At 36.3% G+C, this 19,841-nt stretch carries 14 protein-coding genes; 1 reads left to right on the top strand and 13 read right to left on the bottom strand.

The features are described from left to right. Together JST55_09405 and JST55_09400 are read right to left on the bottom strand one after the other, a co-directional pair. The coding region (locus JST55_09405; protein ID MBS1493717.1) for a hypothetical protein at nucleotides 1-2,673 on the bottom strand (2,673 nt) is incomplete at its 3' end. 879 nt (nucleotides 2,674-3,552) lie between these two features. Continuing rightward, nucleotides 3,553-5,781 (bottom strand): T9SS type A sorting domain-containing protein, encoded by a 2,229-nt coding sequence (locus JST55_09400; GenBank protein ID MBS1493716.1) that lies wholly within the window; start codon nucleotides 5,779-5,781, stop codon nucleotides 3,553-3,555. Between the two features lie 72 nt (nucleotides 5,782-5,853). Between JST55_09400 and JST55_09395 the strand changes: the two genes are divergently transcribed. Then, nucleotides 5,854-6,510, top strand: a complete 657-nt coding sequence (locus JST55_09395; GenBank protein ID MBS1493715.1) for an NAD(P)H-binding protein — start codon at nucleotides 5,854-5,856, stop codon at nucleotides 6,508-6,510. Between the two features lie 120 nt (nucleotides 6,511-6,630). On the opposite strand, the gene JST55_09390 is transcribed toward JST55_09395, so the two are convergent. From JST55_09390 to JST55_09340, 11 genes are all read right to left on the bottom strand, one after another. After that, nucleotides 6,631-8,808 (bottom strand): peptidylprolyl isomerase, encoded by a 2,178-nt coding sequence (locus JST55_09390; GenBank protein MBS1493714.1) that lies wholly within the window; start codon nucleotides 8,806-8,808, stop codon nucleotides 6,631-6,633. A gap of 110 nt (nucleotides 8,809-8,918) precedes the next feature. Next, entirely contained in the window at nucleotides 8,919-10,247 is a 1,329-nt protein-coding gene (locus JST55_09385; GenBank protein ID MBS1493713.1) for a glucose-6-phosphate isomerase, read from the bottom strand. Next, the gene (locus JST55_09380) at nucleotides 10,240-10,782 is read right to left on the bottom strand and encodes a 5'-3'-deoxyribonucleotidase (GenBank protein ID MBS1493712.1); all 543 of its coding nucleotides are present in this window, start codon (nucleotides 10,780-10,782) and stop codon (nucleotides 10,240-10,242) included. The genes JST55_09385 and JST55_09380 overlap by 8 nt, the downstream gene beginning before the upstream one ends. Continuing rightward, nucleotides 10,782-11,903 (bottom strand): Type 1 glutamine amidotransferase-like domain-containing protein, encoded by a 1,122-nt coding sequence (locus tag JST55_09375; GenBank protein MBS1493711.1) that lies wholly within the window; start codon nucleotides 11,901-11,903, stop codon nucleotides 10,782-10,784. Before JST55_09375 ends, JST55_09380 begins: the two co-directional genes overlap by 1 nt. Before the next feature lie 86 nt (nucleotides 11,904-11,989). Then, complete coding sequence (locus tag JST55_09370) at nucleotides 11,990-12,250, bottom strand: DUF2007 domain-containing protein (GenBank protein ID MBS1493710.1); 261 nt, start codon at nucleotides 12,248-12,250, stop codon at nucleotides 11,990-11,992. Between the two features lie 153 nt (nucleotides 12,251-12,403). Further along, on the bottom strand, nucleotides 12,404-14,689 hold the full coding sequence (locus JST55_09365) for a TonB-dependent receptor (protein MBS1493709.1): 2,286 nt from the start codon (nucleotides 14,687-14,689) through the stop codon (nucleotides 12,404-12,406). A gap of 5 nt (nucleotides 14,690-14,694) precedes the next feature. After that, nucleotides 14,695-15,321, bottom strand: a complete 627-nt coding sequence (locus JST55_09360; protein MBS1493708.1) for a TetR/AcrR family transcriptional regulator — start codon at nucleotides 15,319-15,321, stop codon at nucleotides 14,695-14,697. Between the two features lie 109 nt (nucleotides 15,322-15,430). After that, nucleotides 15,431-16,762, bottom strand: coding sequence for a dipeptidase (locus tag JST55_09355; protein ID MBS1493707.1), 1,332 nt, complete (start codon nucleotides 16,760-16,762; stop codon nucleotides 15,431-15,433). Further along, a complete protein-coding gene (locus JST55_09350) occupies nucleotides 16,746-17,003 on the bottom strand; it encodes a DUF2007 domain-containing protein (GenBank protein ID MBS1493706.1) in 258 nt (85 codons plus the stop codon). The genes JST55_09355 and JST55_09350 overlap by 17 nt, the downstream gene beginning before the upstream one ends. 2 nt (nucleotides 17,004-17,005) lie before the next feature. Next, nucleotides 17,006-18,127 carry a 5-(carboxyamino)imidazole ribonucleotide synthase gene (locus tag JST55_09345; GenBank protein MBS1493705.1) on the bottom strand — a complete coding sequence of 374 codons (1,122 nt, stop codon included), beginning with the start codon at nucleotides 18,125-18,127 and terminating at the stop codon, nucleotides 17,006-17,008. 17 nt (nucleotides 18,128-18,144) lie between these two features. Next, nucleotides 18,145-19,809 (bottom strand): S41 family peptidase, encoded by a 1,665-nt coding sequence (locus JST55_09340; protein MBS1493704.1) that lies wholly within the window; start codon nucleotides 19,807-19,809, stop codon nucleotides 18,145-18,147. Nucleotides 19,810-19,841: the final 32 nt, after the last annotated feature.

Below are 19,841 nucleotides of genomic sequence, written 5' to 3'. Positions count from 1 at the left end.
AAGCACTCCGCTGGCACTGCTGTCCTCAGATGCAATAGGGGTTATTCTGGAGTAAGTAATATTCAATGTATCCGGATTTATTATATACAATGTATACTCATGGTTATCACTGTTCTTTTTTCTTACTCCTGAGATACGTGTCAGGTTCATATTTACACTCGTTCCATCAAACTTCAGTCCGAGCCATCTCTTGCCGCTCTGTGCCGTTAGATTTGAGTAACGGGTTCTGCCTGAGACTCCGCTTGCAAACTTACCGCCGGGCATTATTATCTGCACACTATCGGCAAAACTTATATTAACACCTTCATTAAGTACCAGATTATGACTGTTTGCATTTACTGTTCCGTTACAGTTGAAGGATATATTGCTTAGGAACTCATTTGTTACAAATGTTCCGCCGTCCTGCATTACAGGGACAAGTTTAAGCAATTTTCCTTCACCCGGCAGAAACATACCTGCGCTAATATATGCATTGGTGCTTTTATTAAATGTTCCGAACTCCTGATGACTAATCGGGTCCAATAACTTCCAATTATTAAAAGTTGTCAGATCTGAAGAATTGAATTTTAATTTAAGCTCTTTTATATCACCCTGCCCTAACGTATCAGGCATACATGCCATATTTACTGCGAGGAAATATTTTGAGTAACTATTCGGTTCTATAGTATTATTGGGAGTAAAGAAACCAAAGTGCCAGTATTTTTTGCCGGCATCATCTTCAGTAGAGTTTTTGATTGATCTTATACTATCGATATAAGTGCCCCCTAAACCGTTATTTTTAAATGAACGGGTTTCTGCAAATTTCAAATTTAATGAATCATACATGTATCTTCCTATTTTTAATATCTTTTCACTGTACTTTGCAACACTGTCAAATTTATCCTGATAATAGTAATTTGAAGTTCTCCTGTTGGTAGCAGGAGTATCAGAAAGCCCCCAATCGTGCCTATTAGAAGCGATGCCCCATGATTCATAATTAAAATATTGAATTTGTTTTGCCCCGTACGCAAGTGAAAGATATGCCTGAACTTTTATTTCTTCATTCGTTGGCTCTCTTCTTGCTTCACCAAGAACATTACCAGAAACATCTACATTAGTTTCTACACAATGAGTTTGGATAGCAGAGACCCAAAATGAATTAGAATTTGAGTTCTTAATAATGTCACTTGCAGCTTTCATGTCATTATAATAGCCTCCGTTAAGATGATAATTCAAACTGACATTATATGAATCACCATCTGCTGCTATGTGATAATGAGTTGAAATTGAACCATCTAATGGTTTTAAAGAGAGATTGCTTGGATATCGAAATTCTGTATCCCAATAAATTGGATAATTATCGGTCATAAAACCATCTTTTAACAATCCTTTTGATTTTAAGAAATTAAAATAATTATCTGGATATGGGAAAAAATGTTTATAGTAACCCACACCGCTCCAAATATTTGCCATTATAATTAAACCAGAATTTGGATTAATTTCTCTGATTATGCTATCAACCTTGGCGATACAATCAACATTGTTATAATAAAACTCATCGAAATAAAAAGGGGCTAAACCATTTGCCGAACTTAAAGAATTTATCTCTTCTTTTAACCTTTTATGAAATTTCCATCTATTGTTTGTATCAAGTGAATCCGAAATCTCGCTTCCGGTAAATAAATAATGAGCCCATTCGTCATCAACTCTCACATAATCAAGCCAGACATCAACTTTACCATTCCACCTTACTCTGTAATCTACTCTGGAATTCCATTTGTTGTCATTTGCTCCCTGCGCTAACCGTTTACCTGTAACAGTCAAAGTGTCATTAGTTAATTTATACATTTCAATAAATTCACCCCCATAAGTTGACTTGAAGAGAAATCCCAAGCTATCAGATTTGAAACTTCTTACTTTAATAGGAACTTCTTTTACCAAGCTGCTGTCAAAGCTATAAATTTCAATAGTAACAACAGTACTATCTTCCCAAAGCAGGTTATGTGCAATTGAAGTGTCTATTCTCATTCGTGGCTTGATAAACCATTTATACTGAGGATTTGTATCCGTTCCCTGACCATAAAATTTTATGTCAGAATAATTAGCTCGGCCATAGTCTTCAAGATTTCTGTTATCTGTTTGCTCATTATTTTCATATAGAGAGCTAACCATATATTTTTTAGTGGAAGATAATAGATGTGAGTGAAGACTTACTGAACAAAATCTGCCTTTTATACCACCAGAATTGAAAGAGTCACCAATCTGGTGAAATGAGAAAAAATATCCCGGACAAAAATTTGTATCCGGCATTTGTTCCGCCTCATAAGTACTTCTTTGTCCGAAAGCAGGTCTTATTATCTTCGCAGAACGGTAATATGAAATAGGTCTATGGGGATTTGAAATATCAATTGTATTATAAAAATCATTTATAGCACCATTTAAGTAAGAAGAATAGCTACTTAATGGATCGAAAAATCCTCCATAAATTCTAGTAGGACTTGGCGAATAAAAGTCTCCTTCAAACCCAAAATCTACAGTTGAATTTATGTAAAGAAGATTGTAATTACTATAAAAAGATGAATTATAATTGCCTCCCTGAAGTCCTAGATAGAACTTGTTTCTATCAAATTGTGCTTCAGTATTTAGAAAGGAAATGAGAAAAAAGAATAAGAGGAAAAATATTTTCTTTTTCATAAAATTTTAAATTTTAAGTTTTATAATGTTGTTGCCACTCCATTAAAAAACTTACTTTCTCAAATCTAAAACTTTATAAATACGAAGAATAAACTACCGATGTAAGTAATTTCATACTCCGATTCCTCCTTTCGGGTAGATCCAGTAACAAAGATTATAGTATTGCGTGAATTGAAATCAGGGGGTGCAGAGAAAACTACAATAAAATAATTTAAATAACAACTGTAATTTCAAATCTGTGTTAAATTTTTTGAAAAAAATTATTAAATCTTCGTTTAGATAGTTCCTTTACTATTTAGCGATATTTTGCACTATCTTTTGGGATTTTGAGGGGCTGAATATAGCCTGAAACACGCCATATTTTTTGGCACAGGATGTGTATAAAGGGGGGGTGAAGTCATTAATTAACAATTAAAAACCCAATCCTATGGTTGACAACATTTCAAAAAAATTTGTAATCCCTGCGATTCTGGTAGTATTCTCAATCGCCTTGTTGTATCAGGTGATTACATTCGGAACCCAGGTGATTAGGGGAATTTTTCAGATCTGAACATAACATTGTTTTAGGGGTAAAACATTAACGTTCAGTACAAATTCCCGTCGTCAGGTTATTTTAAAGAGAAGAATAATTTCTCGAAATATTTTAGAGCAGAAGCCTGATGGCGGGGCTTCATTTAACAAGAAAGCCCGGTAGAATTATCTCCGCCGGGCTTTTTATATTTAATACAAATTTTTTATTTAACCACAGAGTTCACAGATTATTTTCACAGAGAACACAGATAAAAAATTTTATGTATCTTTTAAAATGTAGTATTTGTGCTCTGTGTTCTTTGCGATACATCTCTGTGCCCTCTGTGGTTAAAGTATTTTATATAAAATCTATTTAAGCAATATCATTCGCTTTGTATCGGTAAAGCTTCCCGCTTCAACGCGATAAAAATAAACTCCGCTTGAAAGTTTTGAAGCTTCAAAACTATATCCGTAACTTCCCGCCTGCAGATTTGTATTAACAAGCTCGCTGACCACTGCTCCCTTTGAATCATATATAAACAATTTCACAAAAGAAGATTTAGGAATATCGAATTTTATATTTGTAACAGGGTTGAACGGATTAGGATAATTATTGAACAAATTATACTCTGTGGGAACAATGGAAGAAATCTGAGTAATACCAACCGTAGTTCTTTTCAAAATAACTATAAGCGAGTTTGATGTTGCGCTATCAACTCCGTTGTATGCAGTGGCTGACCAGATTGTAAGTATGGAATCCCCAGCATTGAATGATGCTCGAATGGAATCCAGAAAGCTATATCTTAACGTAATGCTTGAATCGATTCCGCTGTTATTACTTTGGAATAATTTATCCTGTCCGCCCGGTCTTTTTATTTTCCAGTTATATCTGATGGTAGAGTTTGTACCCGCGCTGCCCCATGTAAATGTCTGATAGGAATTTACTGCGTTAGGATTTACACCAAGTACAGTCAACTGCGCAGGTGAATAAGCATTGAAGTAATTCAGGCTTAATATAATTCTGAACGTTGCATCTGATGTATCAGCTTCAGATGGATTTGCAGGATTGTAAATTCTGACCTTCGCCTGTGACGTTGAAGCAATGTAAGGCACAACCCAGTTAATAGTTCTCTGCTGCGCAGGGACATTGTTTTGAATTACGTTCCAGCTTGTTCCGTTATCTGAGGAATACTCTATATTGATATTGCCTGAAGAATTTGCCCCCCACCACACTGCAGCAGTATTACCGGTGCGGAAGGTTTCACCGCCTTTAGGCAGAGCAAGAAGTATAGCTCTGTTATTGGCAGTGATGCATCCGGCAGATTCCGCTCCGTTGCGGATAACAGCTCCGGGCTGAGGTCCGAACGTCATTATAACTGAACCGCCGCCTGATATATCGCAGTAACTCATTATAGTGCCGACAGTAGGGTGTAAAGGACCATTGTAGCATCCGCCTTCAACTTCTACACATGTGTCAATCGGTCCGCCAACCCAGCTGCAGCTGTGAGTATGCTGCGAGCCGAAGTTATGACCGATTTCATGCGCAGTAGTTTCAACATCATACGTGTAATTCGGAAGATTCGGAGTCGAACCGGTCAAGGTTGCAGAAAGTCCATAGCCTAAATTTGGCGAACACAGAACACCAAGCCATGCTATCCCTGCGACATCAACATTATTTCTTCTTGATAACAGATGAGCAATCGTTCGTGGTACACCTTGCTGCGTGGCATTCCATTCGTTGCCGAACTGGTTTAACATAACCTGACCGCTGGTAGAAGTATACGGGTCTTGAGTTGTCCATACTCTTACATAAGAAATCTCGAGCTGGCAATTTATCTCTTTTACATAGACTGCAGAGACAGCGGTCATTTGTGCTAATGCCCATGCTGTAGCATTAGTCATATTTCCGCCGAACGAATTGTAGGTTGCAAAATCCACATCAACAGCTATCTGTGCTTTAAGGAACGTTGCACTAGCGTTGTCAGTTTTGGGCTTATACTGGCTCATTAGTTTTTTAATATGGTCGGGAGTCTGCATTGTTTCACTTCCGCATTTGAATTCCCTGTGAACTTTTCTCAAGCTCTCCTGAAATAAAATATAATTCACATTGCTCTTATCGTTTTCATCCGTGGTACCGATTGTATAAGTATCCTTATCTGACATTAGAATACCAACAACTTTATCATCGCTGAAAGTAATTGTTACAAATGAGTTATCCATACCTTTTACTTTTCCGGTATAGGAAAGAATGCAATTTTGCAAAGGCATATCCTCTTCACCTACCGCAGTTTTTTTAACGATTCTTGTCTGAGGAGATACGGCTTCAAATTTTTTCAACTGAAGCGCAACATTGGAACTGACGTTTCTTAGTGCAACGGGAATGTTGATTTCGAGAGTATTATTTCTTTCAGTGAACAGTTTTGAGAGTTCAGCTTTGTTAATTTTTAAAAAAACGGGATCTTTAACATCAGAAGAAAATTTTTCCTGTAATTTCCTGTCCTGAGCATTAGCCGTGAACAAATCCACTGAAGAATTTTGTGCGTATATACCTGAAACGCATAAAAATACAGCAGTAAAGAGAATAAAAAAATGTTTCATAATTAATTTAAGTTTTGTATAACTTAGTAATTGAGTGAAAGTAATACAATCAATATTTTTATCTTTGATTAAATGAATAAAAATATCTTTATAACCGGCGGGACAGGATATATAGGAAGCAGGATGATTCCTATACTAATTAAGAACGGATTTGAAGTAACTGCACTTACCCGGAAGGAATCAATAGGAAAGCTTCCTCCCGGATGCAAAGCTGTTGATGGCAATGCCTTAGATGAAGTTACTTTTATGGAATATGTAAACGGCTGTGATACGTTCATTCAGCTGGTAGGAGTTTCACATCCCTCCCCCGCTAAAAAAGAACAATTTAAAACTATTGATTTGGCTTCCGTTAAGGCGTCTGTAAAAGCTGCGAAGAAATCAAACGTGAAACACTTTATATATCTAAGTGTTGCGCAGCCGGCGCCTATGATGAAGGAGTATATTGAAGTAAGAAAACAGGGTGAAGCGTTATTGAACGAAAGCGGAATAACTTCATCTGTAATCAGACCGTGGTATATAATAGGACCGGGTCATTACTGGCCGATTGTATTAAAACCGATTTACAAAATTTTAGAATTGATACCTGCTACCCGCAAGCAGGCAATAAATCTGGGACTTGTAAAATTAGAAGAGATGCTGAATACAATTTTATACTCAGTAAAAAATCCGCCAAAAGAAGGAGTGAAAGTTTACGGGACTGAAGCAATAAGAAATAGCATTAATTACTAATTGCATCAGGGGCGCTCGCGCCGAACCGGAGGTTCGGTTGATAAAATTAAATAAGAATACATTCTTATTTAATTTTATCAAGATTCCGCTTTGCGGAATCCGCGAGCGCCCCAACAAAAATTATTTTGTATTTGAAAAAGTTATTGATTCAATCTTATCACCTATCTGAGTTTTATCAACTACATCCTGCCCGTCAACAACAATTCCGAATAAAGTATAACGTGAATCCAAATGAAGCTGTGGCGAGTGTGTAATGAACCACTGCGAACCTTCAGTATCTTTTCCGCTTGAAGCCATACCGACCGCTCCCGTAAAGTAATTAAGCTGAGAGAACTCACTGCGGATTGAATACCCCGGTCCGCCGTTGCCTGTAGCAGTAGGGTCTCCGCCCTGTATAACAAAATTAGGAACGACTCTGTGAAAAATTGTTCCGTTATAGTATCCTTTTTCAGAAAGCTTTACAAAATTATAAACAGTGAACGGAGTAACTTCGGGGAATAATTCAATTTTTATTAAACCTTTATTTGTCTTTACTGAAACGTATTTATTATCAAAAATTTTCTTAAGATATTCCCAATCGAAATCCTTATTGTAGATTTTATTTTTAATTCTGTCCGAGTAATCATTCCCTGTAATTTTTTTCAGAGCATCGGCTGAGCGTTTTGTAATTTCATACTGTTCGCTTGAAAGGTTAGCTTCAAGATTTGCATTAAGTCCGTTTATCTTCATTTCTCCTATGAAATCTGTGTATAAATTTACAAGGTCAAAATCCTGAGGCAGTTTTAAACTAGGGAATTCAAACTGCAAAACCTGTTCAGTCTCTGACTTCCATGGAGCTAACTGCAACGATGAATCTTTGAGAGTTTCCATACTGTTTGCAATCATTGTAACATCTTTTGATGTAAAGAAATCATAACACATTAACCTTATTGTATTTTTATCTTCAAGGTCAACCTTCGGCAGACAGGCATTTATTAATTCAGTATATGCCCTGTAAATTTTTGCAAGGTCTTCCGCTCCTATATATTTTTCTTTATCAATTGTATGTGTCTCACCGTATATCTGGACCTGTATCACCAGCAATGCACGTACATCTCTGAAAATTTTCCCGTCATTAAAACTGCTGAATGCCCTTATAATATCTGCTTTTAAATCAAAGTCTTCTGTTTTTTGAAATCTTTCAATCAGCTCGTTTTTCATTTCATCTTTGAAAATATTACCGAGAGTCTTAATTGCTTCACCTCTTAAAAAGGTGACATCAACATCTTTTATTTTACCTCCAATTATTTGTTGAATGCTTGTATGTGATATATCTTCTAAACGATCATACAAACCTTTGTTATCTTTTATAGTAAGATTTTGATTTGAATACAATCTGTTTATTGAACTTAGATATGCAAATAACTCAGATACCACGTTGCTGTCATTCGCTATTCCTCTATTGTCCACTGCTGCCAAAGCTTCGTTCAATTTATCCTGATTATCTTTCAACTGTTCATAGGTAAAATTATTAATAATGTTAAATGAGTTCACCTTTGCTCTCCAATCTGGTTCATTTCTCAAATTAGCTAAAATATCAAAGAGAATTTTTGTATCCTTTAGCTTTCCAAGCGCAGCTATTGCATAACTTCTGTTCAAGCCGTTAGTGTCCTTCAGATATTTTTTTAGTAAATCTGTATGCGGCTTTAACAATTTATCATCGCCTGTTCTCCATAGGGTATAAAGACTAAGCATTGTTGTATTAGCGTCGGGATTTGAATTCAGTATGTCAGCAAGTATCTGAAACGAACGTTCATTTTTTATTTTTCTTAACCCAAATCTTAATATGGAAAGAGCTGAGTAAAATTTATCGTAATCTATATTACTTACATCGGAAGGAACGAGTTCTAAATCTTCCGCTGCTCCTACTTTCCCTATAGCTTCCATCAGCTGCTCTCTTACATACATATTTTTTTCGGATTTCAACGCAGTCCTTAAATAGATCTGGGACGGCTCGCATGAAATCTGTCCTATAGCATATGCAGCCATATATCTTATGTATTCATTAGGATTGGAAAGCATTACTGTTCCGATTTCATCAGCAGTAGAAGAGTTCTGTATATTTGCCAGTGCAAACAATGCGCGGCTTACTATATCTTTATTATCGGAATTTAAATATGAAAGCAGCTTATCGTTTTCGCCAAGTGTTCTGGAATCCTGAAGTAATAAAATTTCTTTTTCTTCGGGGGAAAAACTTTGTGAAAGAGATACGTTAGTAATTATAAAAAATGAAAAAAGAAGAAGGGTAAGTTTTTTCATAAAATTTGATGTGTAATTTGTAAATTTGCGTTCCGACGCAGGAGCATCGGAACGAGAACTCTGCACTCCGTCCCAAACCCCCGTTTGGGACGGTGTATAAGAAAGCAAAATTATTTCTTACCCAATAACTTGAACATATTTTTTTTATACGCTTCAACACCGGGCTGATTGAAAGGATTTACTCCAAGCAGATATCCGCTCACTGCGCATGCTTTTTCAAAGAAGTAAATCAATTGTCCCAGATATCTTGGGTTTAGTTCAGGAATAGAAACTACAATATTCGGTACGCCTCCGTCAACGTGAGCCATCAATGTTCCTTCCATAGCTTTTTCATTTACATAGCTCATCTTTTTACCTGCTAAATAATTCAGTTCATCGGCATTATCAGGTGACTCGGGAATTAACAAAGTTGAGTTTGATGTCCCCACCTTAATAACTGTTTCAAAAATATTTCTGGCGCCTTCCTGAATAAGCTGACCCATAGAATGTAAATCAGTTGTAAGTGTTACTCCGGCAGGATAAATTCCTTTATGCTCCTTGCCTTCACTTTCACCAAATAACTGTTTCCACCACTCAATAAAATACTGCATACTTGGAGTATACGTTGCAAGGATTTCAATGAACTGTCCTTTCCTGTACAAAGCATTTCTTGTTGCTGCATATAGATTAGCGGGATTTGCAAACAAATCTTTTTGTGCGCTCAGAAAATTTTCCATTTCAATTGCGCCTTTTATAATTTCTCTTATGTTTATTCCTGCCGCTGCAATAGGCATTAATCCTACAGGGGTAAGAACAGAATACCTTCCGCCCACATCATCGGGAATCACAAACGTTTTATATCCTTCATTCGTTGCAACTTTTCTTAATGCGCCTTTATTTTTATCTGTGATTGCAATAATTCTGCTTCTTGCATCCGGCACACTGTATTTGCTTTCAAGATGATTTTTTAAAAGTCGGAATGCTATAGCAGGTTCAGTCGTCGTTCCTGATTTTGAAATTACAATAACAGAGTAATCATATTTATCCAACGCTTTCAATAAATCATAATGATAATCTTCTCCTATATTATTACCGGCATACACCATTACAGGTGTCACACGATTTTTTCTGAGGTAATGAAAATTATCAGAGAGCGCATCTATAACTGCTCGCGCGCCAAGGTATGAGCCTCCTATACCTATTACTACAATCACTTCAGATTTCTCTGCCATCTTCTCAGCAGCAAACTGAATCTGGTCAATTAAATCTTCTGAAATTTCAGAGGGAAGTGTCATCCAGCCCAGATAATCTTTTCCCAAACCTGATTTATTTTCCAGAGCTTCATTTGCAAAGGCAACTGCAGGAAAAAAAGACTGCACATCATTGAACGAAACAAAGTTTGCGCAGTTCTCAACGTTTACTTTTACCAGATCTCTTTTTTCTTTAAGTGCATTAAACATGCAATACCTCCTTAAAATTTTGCCACGTCATTCTTTTTTTATGGTCAATATCTTTATTGTACGGCTGTGAAAAAATTATGTGCTCCCATACAGGAGTAAGCGCGCCCGTTACATCAGGCATATCGTCAATCAGAACATCTCCTCTTACAAAAGTTTTATCCTTAGTCATTATTATTCTGCTTGTCCATTCGTTTCCGAGATGATCAAAAACCCAGTGATATTTTTCTAATACACAGTTCTCATATTTTGGAAGCATAGGCGCAGTGCATAAACGTACATTGTGTCCCTGAGCCAGCAAATAGTTTAAGCCCTCCACGCTTCCTTCTACAGCCGGAAGTCCGTGATAAAATCCGGGTGAAAGATATATCTCTTCAACAAACTCCCTGTATTCAATCGGGTATTGCTCTCTCAGCCAGAATCCTTTTCTTTCCTCATGCGGAACGTAAGGCTTTTCCGGATGATTAGCTCTCCACCTTTTTAAAAACTCTCCTTCAAAATCGGCTATAACGCCGTCCATATCAACAAGAATATCCATTAATTATTTGCCTCCATTATCTGACGGACAATCTGAATATCGGCGAATACTTTCCACTCCGATATTTTTCCGTCTTTTATTTTTGCCCGCCATGATGCAGGGACTTCAAATTTGTTTTTTTCTTCGAGCTCGCCTTCTTTCCAGTAAGTTCCCTTCGCCTTTCCGTAAACCGCCACCAGATCTTTTTCGCAGATTATTTCATCTACAATAATATTGTAATCAGGGAAGTGAATGAAAAAATCCAGCCATGCGACTTTAAGATATTTAGTGCCTTTTATTTTTATATCGGAAGAATCCGTCATAATATGGTCATCTGATAAATAAGTCATCATCTCATCAATATCGTGTTCATTTATATAGTAAATAAAATCCTGTACAACTTTTAAATTTTCATTTTCAGGAGGATTTTTATAATTGATGCCTAAGTAAACTTTAGGCAGCTCTTCCTCAACATAAGTTTTTGAAATTTTCCTTACTGAATATGCTGTAGCATTTTTGCGCGAGCTTATCACATTGTACAACTGATTATTTATAAAATGCAGACCGCAATAATCTTCTACTCCGTAACCGTTTTTTATTCCGCCGTCCGTAATTAACTCCCTGAAAGAAAAACGCAGCTCAGTGCGCTCATCATAGTGAGGACAAAAACTTCCCTGAATTAATCCAAGACACGGAAGCTTCATCAGTTTTGTATCTTCGGGATTATAAATCCCGTCGCTGAACCACACAATTGCGCCTGCGCTCATACCTGAAAGCACGATGCCTTTATCATATGCCTTCTTCATAATTTTATCAAGTCCGTAGCTTTTCCATTGAGCCATAAGAAAGCGCGTGCTTCCTCCCCCGACGAATAAAGCATCCTGTTCAAGAATAACTTTCTCTAAATTTATTTCGGGTTTTGTTTTTAATGAAATGTGTGTAGGTATGCAGTCTAACTTATTATAGACATTGTAAAATTTATCAATGTAATCCTGTGCATCGCCGCCTGCGTTTGCAAAGAAACATATTTTCGGAGTTGTTTTGCCTGTAGCGTTAAGAATATAATTATCAAGAAGCGGATTATCCTGTTCCATAGAAAATCCGCCGCCGCCTAATGCAATAATTTGCTTAAATTTTTTCAATTAAGGATATGGGGTTGAGGTCTTTAAATTAAAAAAGCTATTTAAAGAATTAAAGTTAAAAAAGAAGAGAAGAGTTAAACAAAAAATCAGACATCCGATTCTTTTAAATCTTTTAAAAGCTCGCGTGCCTGTGCAGCGTTATCTTCAAGCACCTGAATCTGAATAGCGCCTGTGATAGGATTAAAACCTGTACCCATAACACCGACTCCCATAAGATTTTCAACGCCTTCGCCTTTAACACTGTACTCAATGTTTGCTTCATCAAGCATTGATTTTGCCAGCGCAATCAATCCTTCATGACCGCTTTCAAAAACTGTTACTGCATAGCTGTTATCTTCGTGTTTCATAAGTAAATTATTTGTTTAGTTCTGCTTCAATTTGTGAAAGAATGAGTAAAAAAACAATTACAATAGGAACTTTACAACTTAAATTAAAACAAAAACTAAGCCGCAAAGTTGTAAATTACTTTACGGCTCAGTAAAACTTTTTGAACACTAATATTAGAACTGTAAGCTTAATCCGCCTACAGGTAAAAATGCCCAGTTGTAAACTGTTCCCTGTGCGTTTTTTGTTTCATTCCAGAAATATGAGTTCACGTTTTTTCTGTTTAGCAAATTCTGAAACTCTATATAACCAACAAGACTTGCCTTTTTAAAGTTTACCTTTTTATCAATTCTTAAATCAACTCTTATGTAATCCGGATAGCGCGCGCTGTTGAAATCATTCGTTGCATAAATACCGCGGTTGAATTGTGTTGATAACGCTATATCCAATGGAGTGTAAGGTTTTCCGCCGGCATATTTTATTTTGAATCCAACAAGCCACTCATCTGCAACCTGATAACCCGCAATCAAAGTAATCTGATTTGTAGGGTCATAAGCTCCGGGCTTTTCTCCGCCCACGAGCGCAGTGAAGTTTGAATATGAATATGAGTAATTCAGCATTCCGTAAAATCCGTTGCCTGTTAATTTTTTGTGAAGAGAGAAATCTATTCCCCGTACATAACCTTTCCCTGCGCTGACTGCGGGACCCACTAAATTAGGCCCGAAATCAGAACCGCCGTCAATTAAAATAAATGTCGGATTCTCAGTTGCTACAGGATAATCTCTGTAACGTTTTTCATAAGCTTCAACCGTAAATTTAAAATCAGGTGAGAGAAGTTGTTCGAAGCCCAGAATGAAATGCTCGCTTCTGATGTCATTCAAATTTTTATTGATAGGATTTGATGCAAGCCATAGATAAGCAGGCGCCTGATAAAATATTCCGTACGATGCGTTGATTGTAGTGAGAGGAGTTAACTTATAAGATGCTCCGACTCTCGGTGAGAAATAAGTTTTAAGATTAATGTAATCAAAGTAATCTACTCTGAAGCCTGCGTTTACAATAAGATTATCTTTTAGAAATTTTGAAGTCAGATTAAATGTACCGAAAAGTTTGTAAGTGTTAACAGTGTTATCAAAAATCAAATCAGGTCTTATATATCCTGCATAGGTAGTATCCTGTCTTGCAAAAACATTATTTTTTACATTTGCGAGTTTGCCTCCGGCTGTAAAGTTTAAATTAAAAATTTTATTTGCCTGGTAGTTCAACTCAGTCTTTAATGTATGTTCGCGCTCAGTTGCCTTATCATTAAACTGTACTGTATCCTGTCTTTGTCCGTAGCTGACAATATCGTAATCCGAAATTGAATTCGACTGAGTTGTTTGAAGATAACCTTTCTTGAATATTTTTGTATAGTTAAATCCTGCAACGTAATTGTTCTGATGAGAGAATGCTTTTCCGTAAGGGTCATCTAAGTCATCTGTTTTATCTCCATCAAAATCAATTCTATCGATGCTTCCGAAACCTATAAGTGAAAGTTTATCCGTGGGGGAGAAATCATAATTCACTTTCATATTTATATCCCAGAAATTAGGAACAGCAGAAAGCTGAATAGCGCCTTTTAATAACTCAAGGTAACTTCTTCTTACAGAAAAAATGTAAGAACCCTTTTCACTGAATAACGGTCCTTCAAATATTCCTCCGAATCCGCCGACATTTAAATTAATATCGCTATAGAATTTTTTCCTGCTTCCCTCCCGGAATCTTATATCCACAACTCCAGATGATTTATCTCCGAATCGAGACGGAAATCCTCCCGTAAAAATATTTGCTTCCTGTATGAACTTAACATTTATAAATCCTATCGCTCCGCTGGTTGAACCCTGTGTATTAAAGTGATTGATATTGGGAATTTCAACTCCGTCTATCAGCAATAAATTTTCACTTGGCGAGCCGCCTCTTACAATAATATCGTTTCTCTGGTCATTACCGATGGAAACTCCGGGGGCAGTCTGCAGCATTCTTGAAATATCTTCCGTAGCACCGGGTGCTCTGCGGATTTCTTCGAAGTCAAGATTCATTGTGGAAATATTAACATCTGAACTTTTTGAAAAATAATTCGCATCAACATTAATCGTTTCCAATGTAATGTTCATAGGTATTAACTGAATCACAACATCGAGCGGTTTACTTGCATATACTACTAAATCAGATTTTATTATTGGTGAGTAGTTCAAAGCAGAAACTTTCAGCTGATAAGTTTCAAGTTTCAATCCCGAAAATGAAAATTCTCCGTTTTCATTACTTTCTGTGCTTAGATATGTGCCGACTATCTGTATAGATGCACCTGCAACAGGATTTTGTGTTTCCTTATCAAGCAGTTTCCCGTTTATAATTCCTGTATTGCTTTGAGAGAACGTAACTCCGTAAAGAGATAAAAATATTAGCAGTAATAACTTCTTCATAAAAATTACTTTTTGTGTTTGTGGTTTTTAATATTTAAAGTGTTAATTAGAAATTTTAAGGAGCCCTGAATAAGATGATTAAGCTCTTCTTCTTTAATGCCTGAAATACGTTTTTTTATTACAAGTGATGCAATACCGTGAACAAATGCCCACATTGAAAATGTTGCAGTTTCCACATCATGTTTTGAAATATAACCGTGCTCTGCGCAATCATTTATTGTCTGATGAAGAAGACCGTATGAGTCCATTCCAATCCATTCATCCTCTTTTGCAATAGATGCCGAGACACAGTTATTAATAAACATTAAATCATAGTACTCCGGATTTTGCCACGCAAACTCCAGATAATTTTGTCCCAATTGCTCAAGTCTCTTAATCGGGTTACGTTCATCAAGTGCATTACTTAATGCCGCATAGAATTTCTGAAATGCAATTGTGTGAAGTTCAAAAAGAATGGACTCTTTATCTTTATAATGAAGATAAATTGTTCCCGGACTGTACTGGATTTTCTCCGACAGCTTTCGCATTGAGACGTTATCAAAACCGTCTTTAACAAAAAGCTTTATTGCAGCCTGAAGGATTTTCTCTTTGATCTTTTCTTTATCTTTGATTTTCCTTTCGGTAATTCCCATAAATAGTATTTTAGTGAACGGTGTAAAATTACTGAACACTGTTCAGTAATAATAGGTAAAAATTTCTGCCTTCAAGAAGCTTTAATTTTTAAGAGGACGTGGGTATGGTTTACTTGCAGATTTGTTTAAAAACTCGCAGCATATTTAAGCCGAGAATTTTTTTTATTTCTTCATCGGTATATCCTTTTTCCACAAGCTTTTGAGTTATCATTGGATAACAGCTTGCGTCGTATAACTCGGCGGGCGGAGATATTCCGCCGTCGAAATCGGAACCCAAACCGACGTAATCGGCACCGACAAGATTTTTTATATAATCGATGTGCTCTATAACTTTATCAATTGTAGTTCCACCGGAAAGCTTTTTTTCTTTTAAGAAATTATCACGCTCAGTATTATACTTTTCCAGATCATCACCATATTTTTCGTTCAAAGCATCAAGTTCTTTTTTATATAGCTGATATGCATTCTTTGTTCTGTTGCGTTTCGCATCTTTATCTAAAAACTCATCATAGAAATTTACCTGCACAACTCCGCCTGACTTAGCCACAGCCTTTATCTGTTCGTCAGTTAGATTTCTAAAGTGAGGATTAATTGCATATGCATTTGAGTGCGAGCTGAATATAGGCTGCGTAGATAACTCCGCAACATCCCAGAAACTATTTTCTCCCAGGTGGGCAACATCAATCATCATTCCAAGCTCGTTCATTCTTTGAATAACCTTTTTCCCGAATTCAGATAAACCGCCCTTCTTTCCTTTCTCCGTCTCGTCTTTAGCAGAGGAAGCAATTACATTTGAGTTATTCCAGGTCAGCCCGATATAACGGACTCCCATATCGTAAAGTTTATTTACATTATCAACATCACTTCCTATTGCAGTACCGCCTTCAACACCTATAAGCCCGCACAATTTCTTTTTCGCAAGAACAGACATTATTTCGTCATACGACTTTGCAAACTCAATATCGTTTGAATTATTTTCAGCTATATGATTGAGACTCTTTATCTGGTTTTTAACAAAACTAAAAGAATTTTTTACTTCTTTCATAGGAATCCACACGGCAAAAAACTGTACATCAACTCCTCCGCTTTTAAAGCGCGGCAGATCGGATTGCGTAAATGAGCTTCCTTTTATATCTGCGCCCTTATCATAGACCTGCCAGATAAAATCATTGTGGGAATCTACAACAATTGCATCATAGTGAAGCTTTAAATAATCTCTTGAAGAATCTTTAGTAGTATCTTTTTGCATAACGGCAATAGTTTTAGTTGTGTTTGGTATTACGGCAGGAGTTTTATCGGTTGCCTGAGTTAAAGAAGAAGAATTTTGCAGTATAAAATAAAAAAGAAGCGCGGTGATTATAACTCCGCCTACTGCTAAATATTTTTTATTTGTATTGGTCACATTATAATCTTTATAATGTAAATTAATATTCCAGATCATCTTTTAGTAAGTCTGATTTATCGGTATTGATTGCAATCTTTGCAAACTCTACATCTTTTTCCGCGACATAAAATTTTATCGGCTGCTTCATTGCCATTCTGCTAAGTTCGGTATTAAAAGATTCCATAGTCATTGAAAGATCGGCATCTCCCTTTACAGCGAATTCAATCTCTTCATCGGTCAGCTTTGCCTTAACTAAGTTAGCTTCCATGGAATCATAAGTTGTGTACACTTCAACCATAATTATATTTTAATTTGTTCTCTTATTTTATTACCCTGTGATTCAAGTTCATTTAGATTTTCTCCTGTCAGAGTTATATGTCCCATCTTTCTTCCCGTTCTGTTTTCATTTTTATCGTACAAGTGTATATAAGTATTATTTTCCAAATCAAGATCTTTCAAAAAATCCAGACGGTAGTTACCGTCAAAACTTCCAAGTATATTTATCATTACGGATGAATCTTCTTTTAAGTTAGTGTCCCCTATTAAAAGTCCCGAGACAGCACGGATATGATTTTCAAATTGCGAAGTATAACATCCCTCAATTGAATAATGCCCCGAGTTATGAACGCGAGGCGCTAACTCATTCACAATTATATCTTCACCTAAAAGAAACATCTCAATTCCCATCACTCCTACATAATTCAATTCATTCAATATAGACTTTGTAATTGTAGTTACTCTTTCTCTTAAATTTGAGAACAAATTTTTTGAGGCAAGAACAGTTTTGCAGATATGATTTTCCTGAATCGTTTCTACAACGGGATAAATTTTAAAATCTCCCTTGATATTTCTGACTGCCTGAACTGCAATCTCTTTTTCAAAAGGGATGAACCTCTCACACATCAATTGCCCGCGCTTGCCAAGAACATTCATCGCTTCATCTATTTCATTCTCATTATCAATTTTATAATTACCTTTGCCGTCGTACCCCATTGTGCGTGACTTCATAATAACGGGATAACCAAATTCAGCGGCAAAATTCTTTATATCAACTTTACTTTCAACTTCAATAAAATCTGCCACGGTTATATTTAAAGAACTGAGTGTTGACTTCTGTACAAACTTGTCCTGAATTAATTTAATATTAGCAGAGGAAGGATAAACTTTTTTATCGAGCGATTCCAGATATTCAAGCTTAGTATAATCTATGAATTCATTCTCAAGTGTAATCACATCACATTGGGCTGCAAATTTTTTCAAACATTCCAAGTCATTCCAATCCCCTACAATTTCGGAACTTGTAATTTTTCCTGCAGAAGAATTTTTTTCATTGGAGAGCACAACAAACTCAAAGCCGTACTTATAGGCAGATTCCATCATCATTCGTGCAAGCTGACCGCCGCCTATAATACCTATTCTCATTTATTAAATATAAAAATTTAGAACTTTCCTAAAAGCTGATTGTATCTTGCAGGATTATTTATAATTGAAACTGCTTCCTGAAGTTGTTTATCAAATTCAAATGTTGCTGCAATCTGCTCCTTCTCGTTTATAATTCTTTTGTTAATCTCTTCTGTTATAGCTTTCTTTATTTCTTCTTTAGCATTTTCAATTTCAGTCGCTTCTTCAGTTGTGACTTCACTCTGTATTTTGCTGAGATAATCTGAAATATTCTTATTGAAATTTTGTCCTTCAGTAAGTTTCTTTAGTTCATCAATCTTCTTATCTGCATTTGAAACATACTCAAAATTTTTGTTTTGCATGAATTGTTTGAAGTCAGCAAATATTTCATCTGTCGGCTTAAATGTTTTTATACCCGGATTTTTACTCAAATAATCATTTGCATATTTAAAGAACATATCTTTTGACTGCAAAGCATAATATACTTCACTGAGTCCTTCAACTTTTACTTCAACATCGGGAGCGATACCGCCCTTAGCATAAACAGTTCTTCCGCCAAGAGTTTTAAACTCACTCTGATTATATTTATCTTTGTCTAAAAATACACCAAACTTATTTTCCTGGAAATAATCTTTCTGCTGTATCCATCTTCCTGAAGGCGTAAAATATTTTGAAGTCGTAATTTTCATCTGTTTGTCATTTGTCAGATCGCGGAATTGCTGTACAAGTCCCTTACCGAATGACTTTGTTCCCACTATAACTCCTCTGTCCAGATCCTGCACTGCACCTGCAACTATTTCCGAGGCAGAAGCTGTACCTTCATTTGTCAAAACAACTACAGGAACATTTTTAGGAACAAGCGGCTCTTCAGATGAAAAATATTTTTTCTCGGAAGCTGCGTCTTTTCCTTTTGTAATTAATAACAGACTGTTTTTGTCAACAAGCTTATTTAGAATACCGATGGCTGCATCAAGAAGTCCCCCGCCGTTATTTCTTAAATCGAGAACGAGCCCTTTAAAATTTCCTCCGGCCTTAAAAGTCTTGATTGCATTTTCAACTTCTGAGAGAGCATTGTTTGTAAATCTATCTAACCGAATATAACCGATGCCTTCAGTGCTGGGCTCAAGAATTCCATAGTAAGAAACGACTTTCAGAATTATTTCCTGACGCGTTAAATCAAAATTTAAAATCTCGCCTTCCCTGTCAATCTTTACATTTAAGTTTGTGCCAACGGGACCTCTGACCATCAGTCTTGTGCTCTCATATTTTACTCCTCGTAGATCTTTTCCGTCCAGCTCAATAATTTTATCACCGATTCTCAATCCTTTCTTCTGGGCTTCATAGCCGTTCATTACATCGGTAATTGTAAACGTGCTGTCACGCACTCCGATTGTAACTCCTATACCTCCGTATTTACCGGCTGTAATAAGGTCAATCTGGTCTTTGCTGTTTTCATCGTAGTAAGTTGTGTACGGGTCAAGCGTTCCGAGCATGCCTTCAATGCCTGCCTTCACAAATTTATCGGCATCAATTTCATCAACATAGTTGAGGGCAACTTCTTTGTAAACTTTTCCGAAGACGTCCATGTTCTTATTTATCTTGTCATAGATATCGTCGCTTCTTTCCATAGTTGTTCCGAGAAACATAGTGAAACCAACGAGGAACAGAAGGGAGAAATATTTCAGCTTTAGTATTTTTTTCATGTAATTGTTCAATGTCTTTTGCAAAATCTTTA

The sequence above is a fragment of the Bacteroidota bacterium genome (assembly GCA_018266835.1).
In the GTDB taxonomy this organism is placed as follows: domain Bacteria; phylum Bacteroidota; class Ignavibacteria; order Tepidaquicellales; family Tepidaquicellaceae; genus JAFDZO01.
This window is presented reverse-complemented; position numbering and strand designations above follow the sequence as displayed.

Bases quoted from the DNA above. Each gene is read 5' to 3' on its own strand.
- JST55_09360 (MBS1493708.1), bottom strand. From the start codon at position 15,321: ATGGGAATTACCGAAAGGAAAATCAAAGATAAAGAAAAGATCAAAGAG.
- JST55_09385 (MBS1493713.1), bottom strand. From the start codon at position 10,247: ATGTTTAATGCACTTAAAGAAAAAAGAGATCTGGTAAAAGTAAACGTT.
- JST55_09340 (MBS1493704.1), bottom strand. From the start codon at position 19,809: ATGAAAAAAATACTAAAGCTGAAATATTTCTCCCTTCTGTTCCTCGTT.
- JST55_09395 (MBS1493715.1), top strand. From the start codon at position 5,854: ATGAATAAAAATATCTTTATAACCGGCGGGACAGGATATATAGGAAGC.
- JST55_09380 (MBS1493712.1), bottom strand. From the start codon at position 10,782: ATGGATATTCTTGTTGATATGGACGGCGTTATAGCCGATTTTGAAGGA.
- JST55_09345 (MBS1493705.1), bottom strand. From the start codon at position 18,127: ATGAGAATAGGTATTATAGGCGGCGGTCAGCTTGCACGAATGATGATG.
- JST55_09390 (MBS1493714.1), bottom strand. From the start codon at position 8,808: ATGAAAAAACTTACCCTTCTTCTTTTTTCATTTTTTATAATTACTAAC.
- JST55_09350 (MBS1493706.1), bottom strand. From the start codon at position 17,003: ATGGTTGAAGTGTACACAACTTATGATTCCATGGAAGCTAACTTAGTT.
- JST55_09365 (MBS1493709.1), bottom strand. From the start codon at position 14,689: ATGAAGAAGTTATTACTGCTAATATTTTTATCTCTTTACGGAGTTACG.
- JST55_09355 (MBS1493707.1), bottom strand. From the start codon at position 16,762: ATGATCTGGAATATTAATTTACATTATAAAGATTATAATGTGACCAAT.
- JST55_09370 (MBS1493710.1), bottom strand. From the start codon at position 12,250: ATGAAACACGAAGATAACAGCTATGCAGTAACAGTTTTTGAAAGCGGT.
- JST55_09400 (MBS1493716.1), bottom strand. From the start codon at position 5,781: ATGAAACATTTTTTTATTCTCTTTACTGCTGTATTTTTATGCGTTTCA.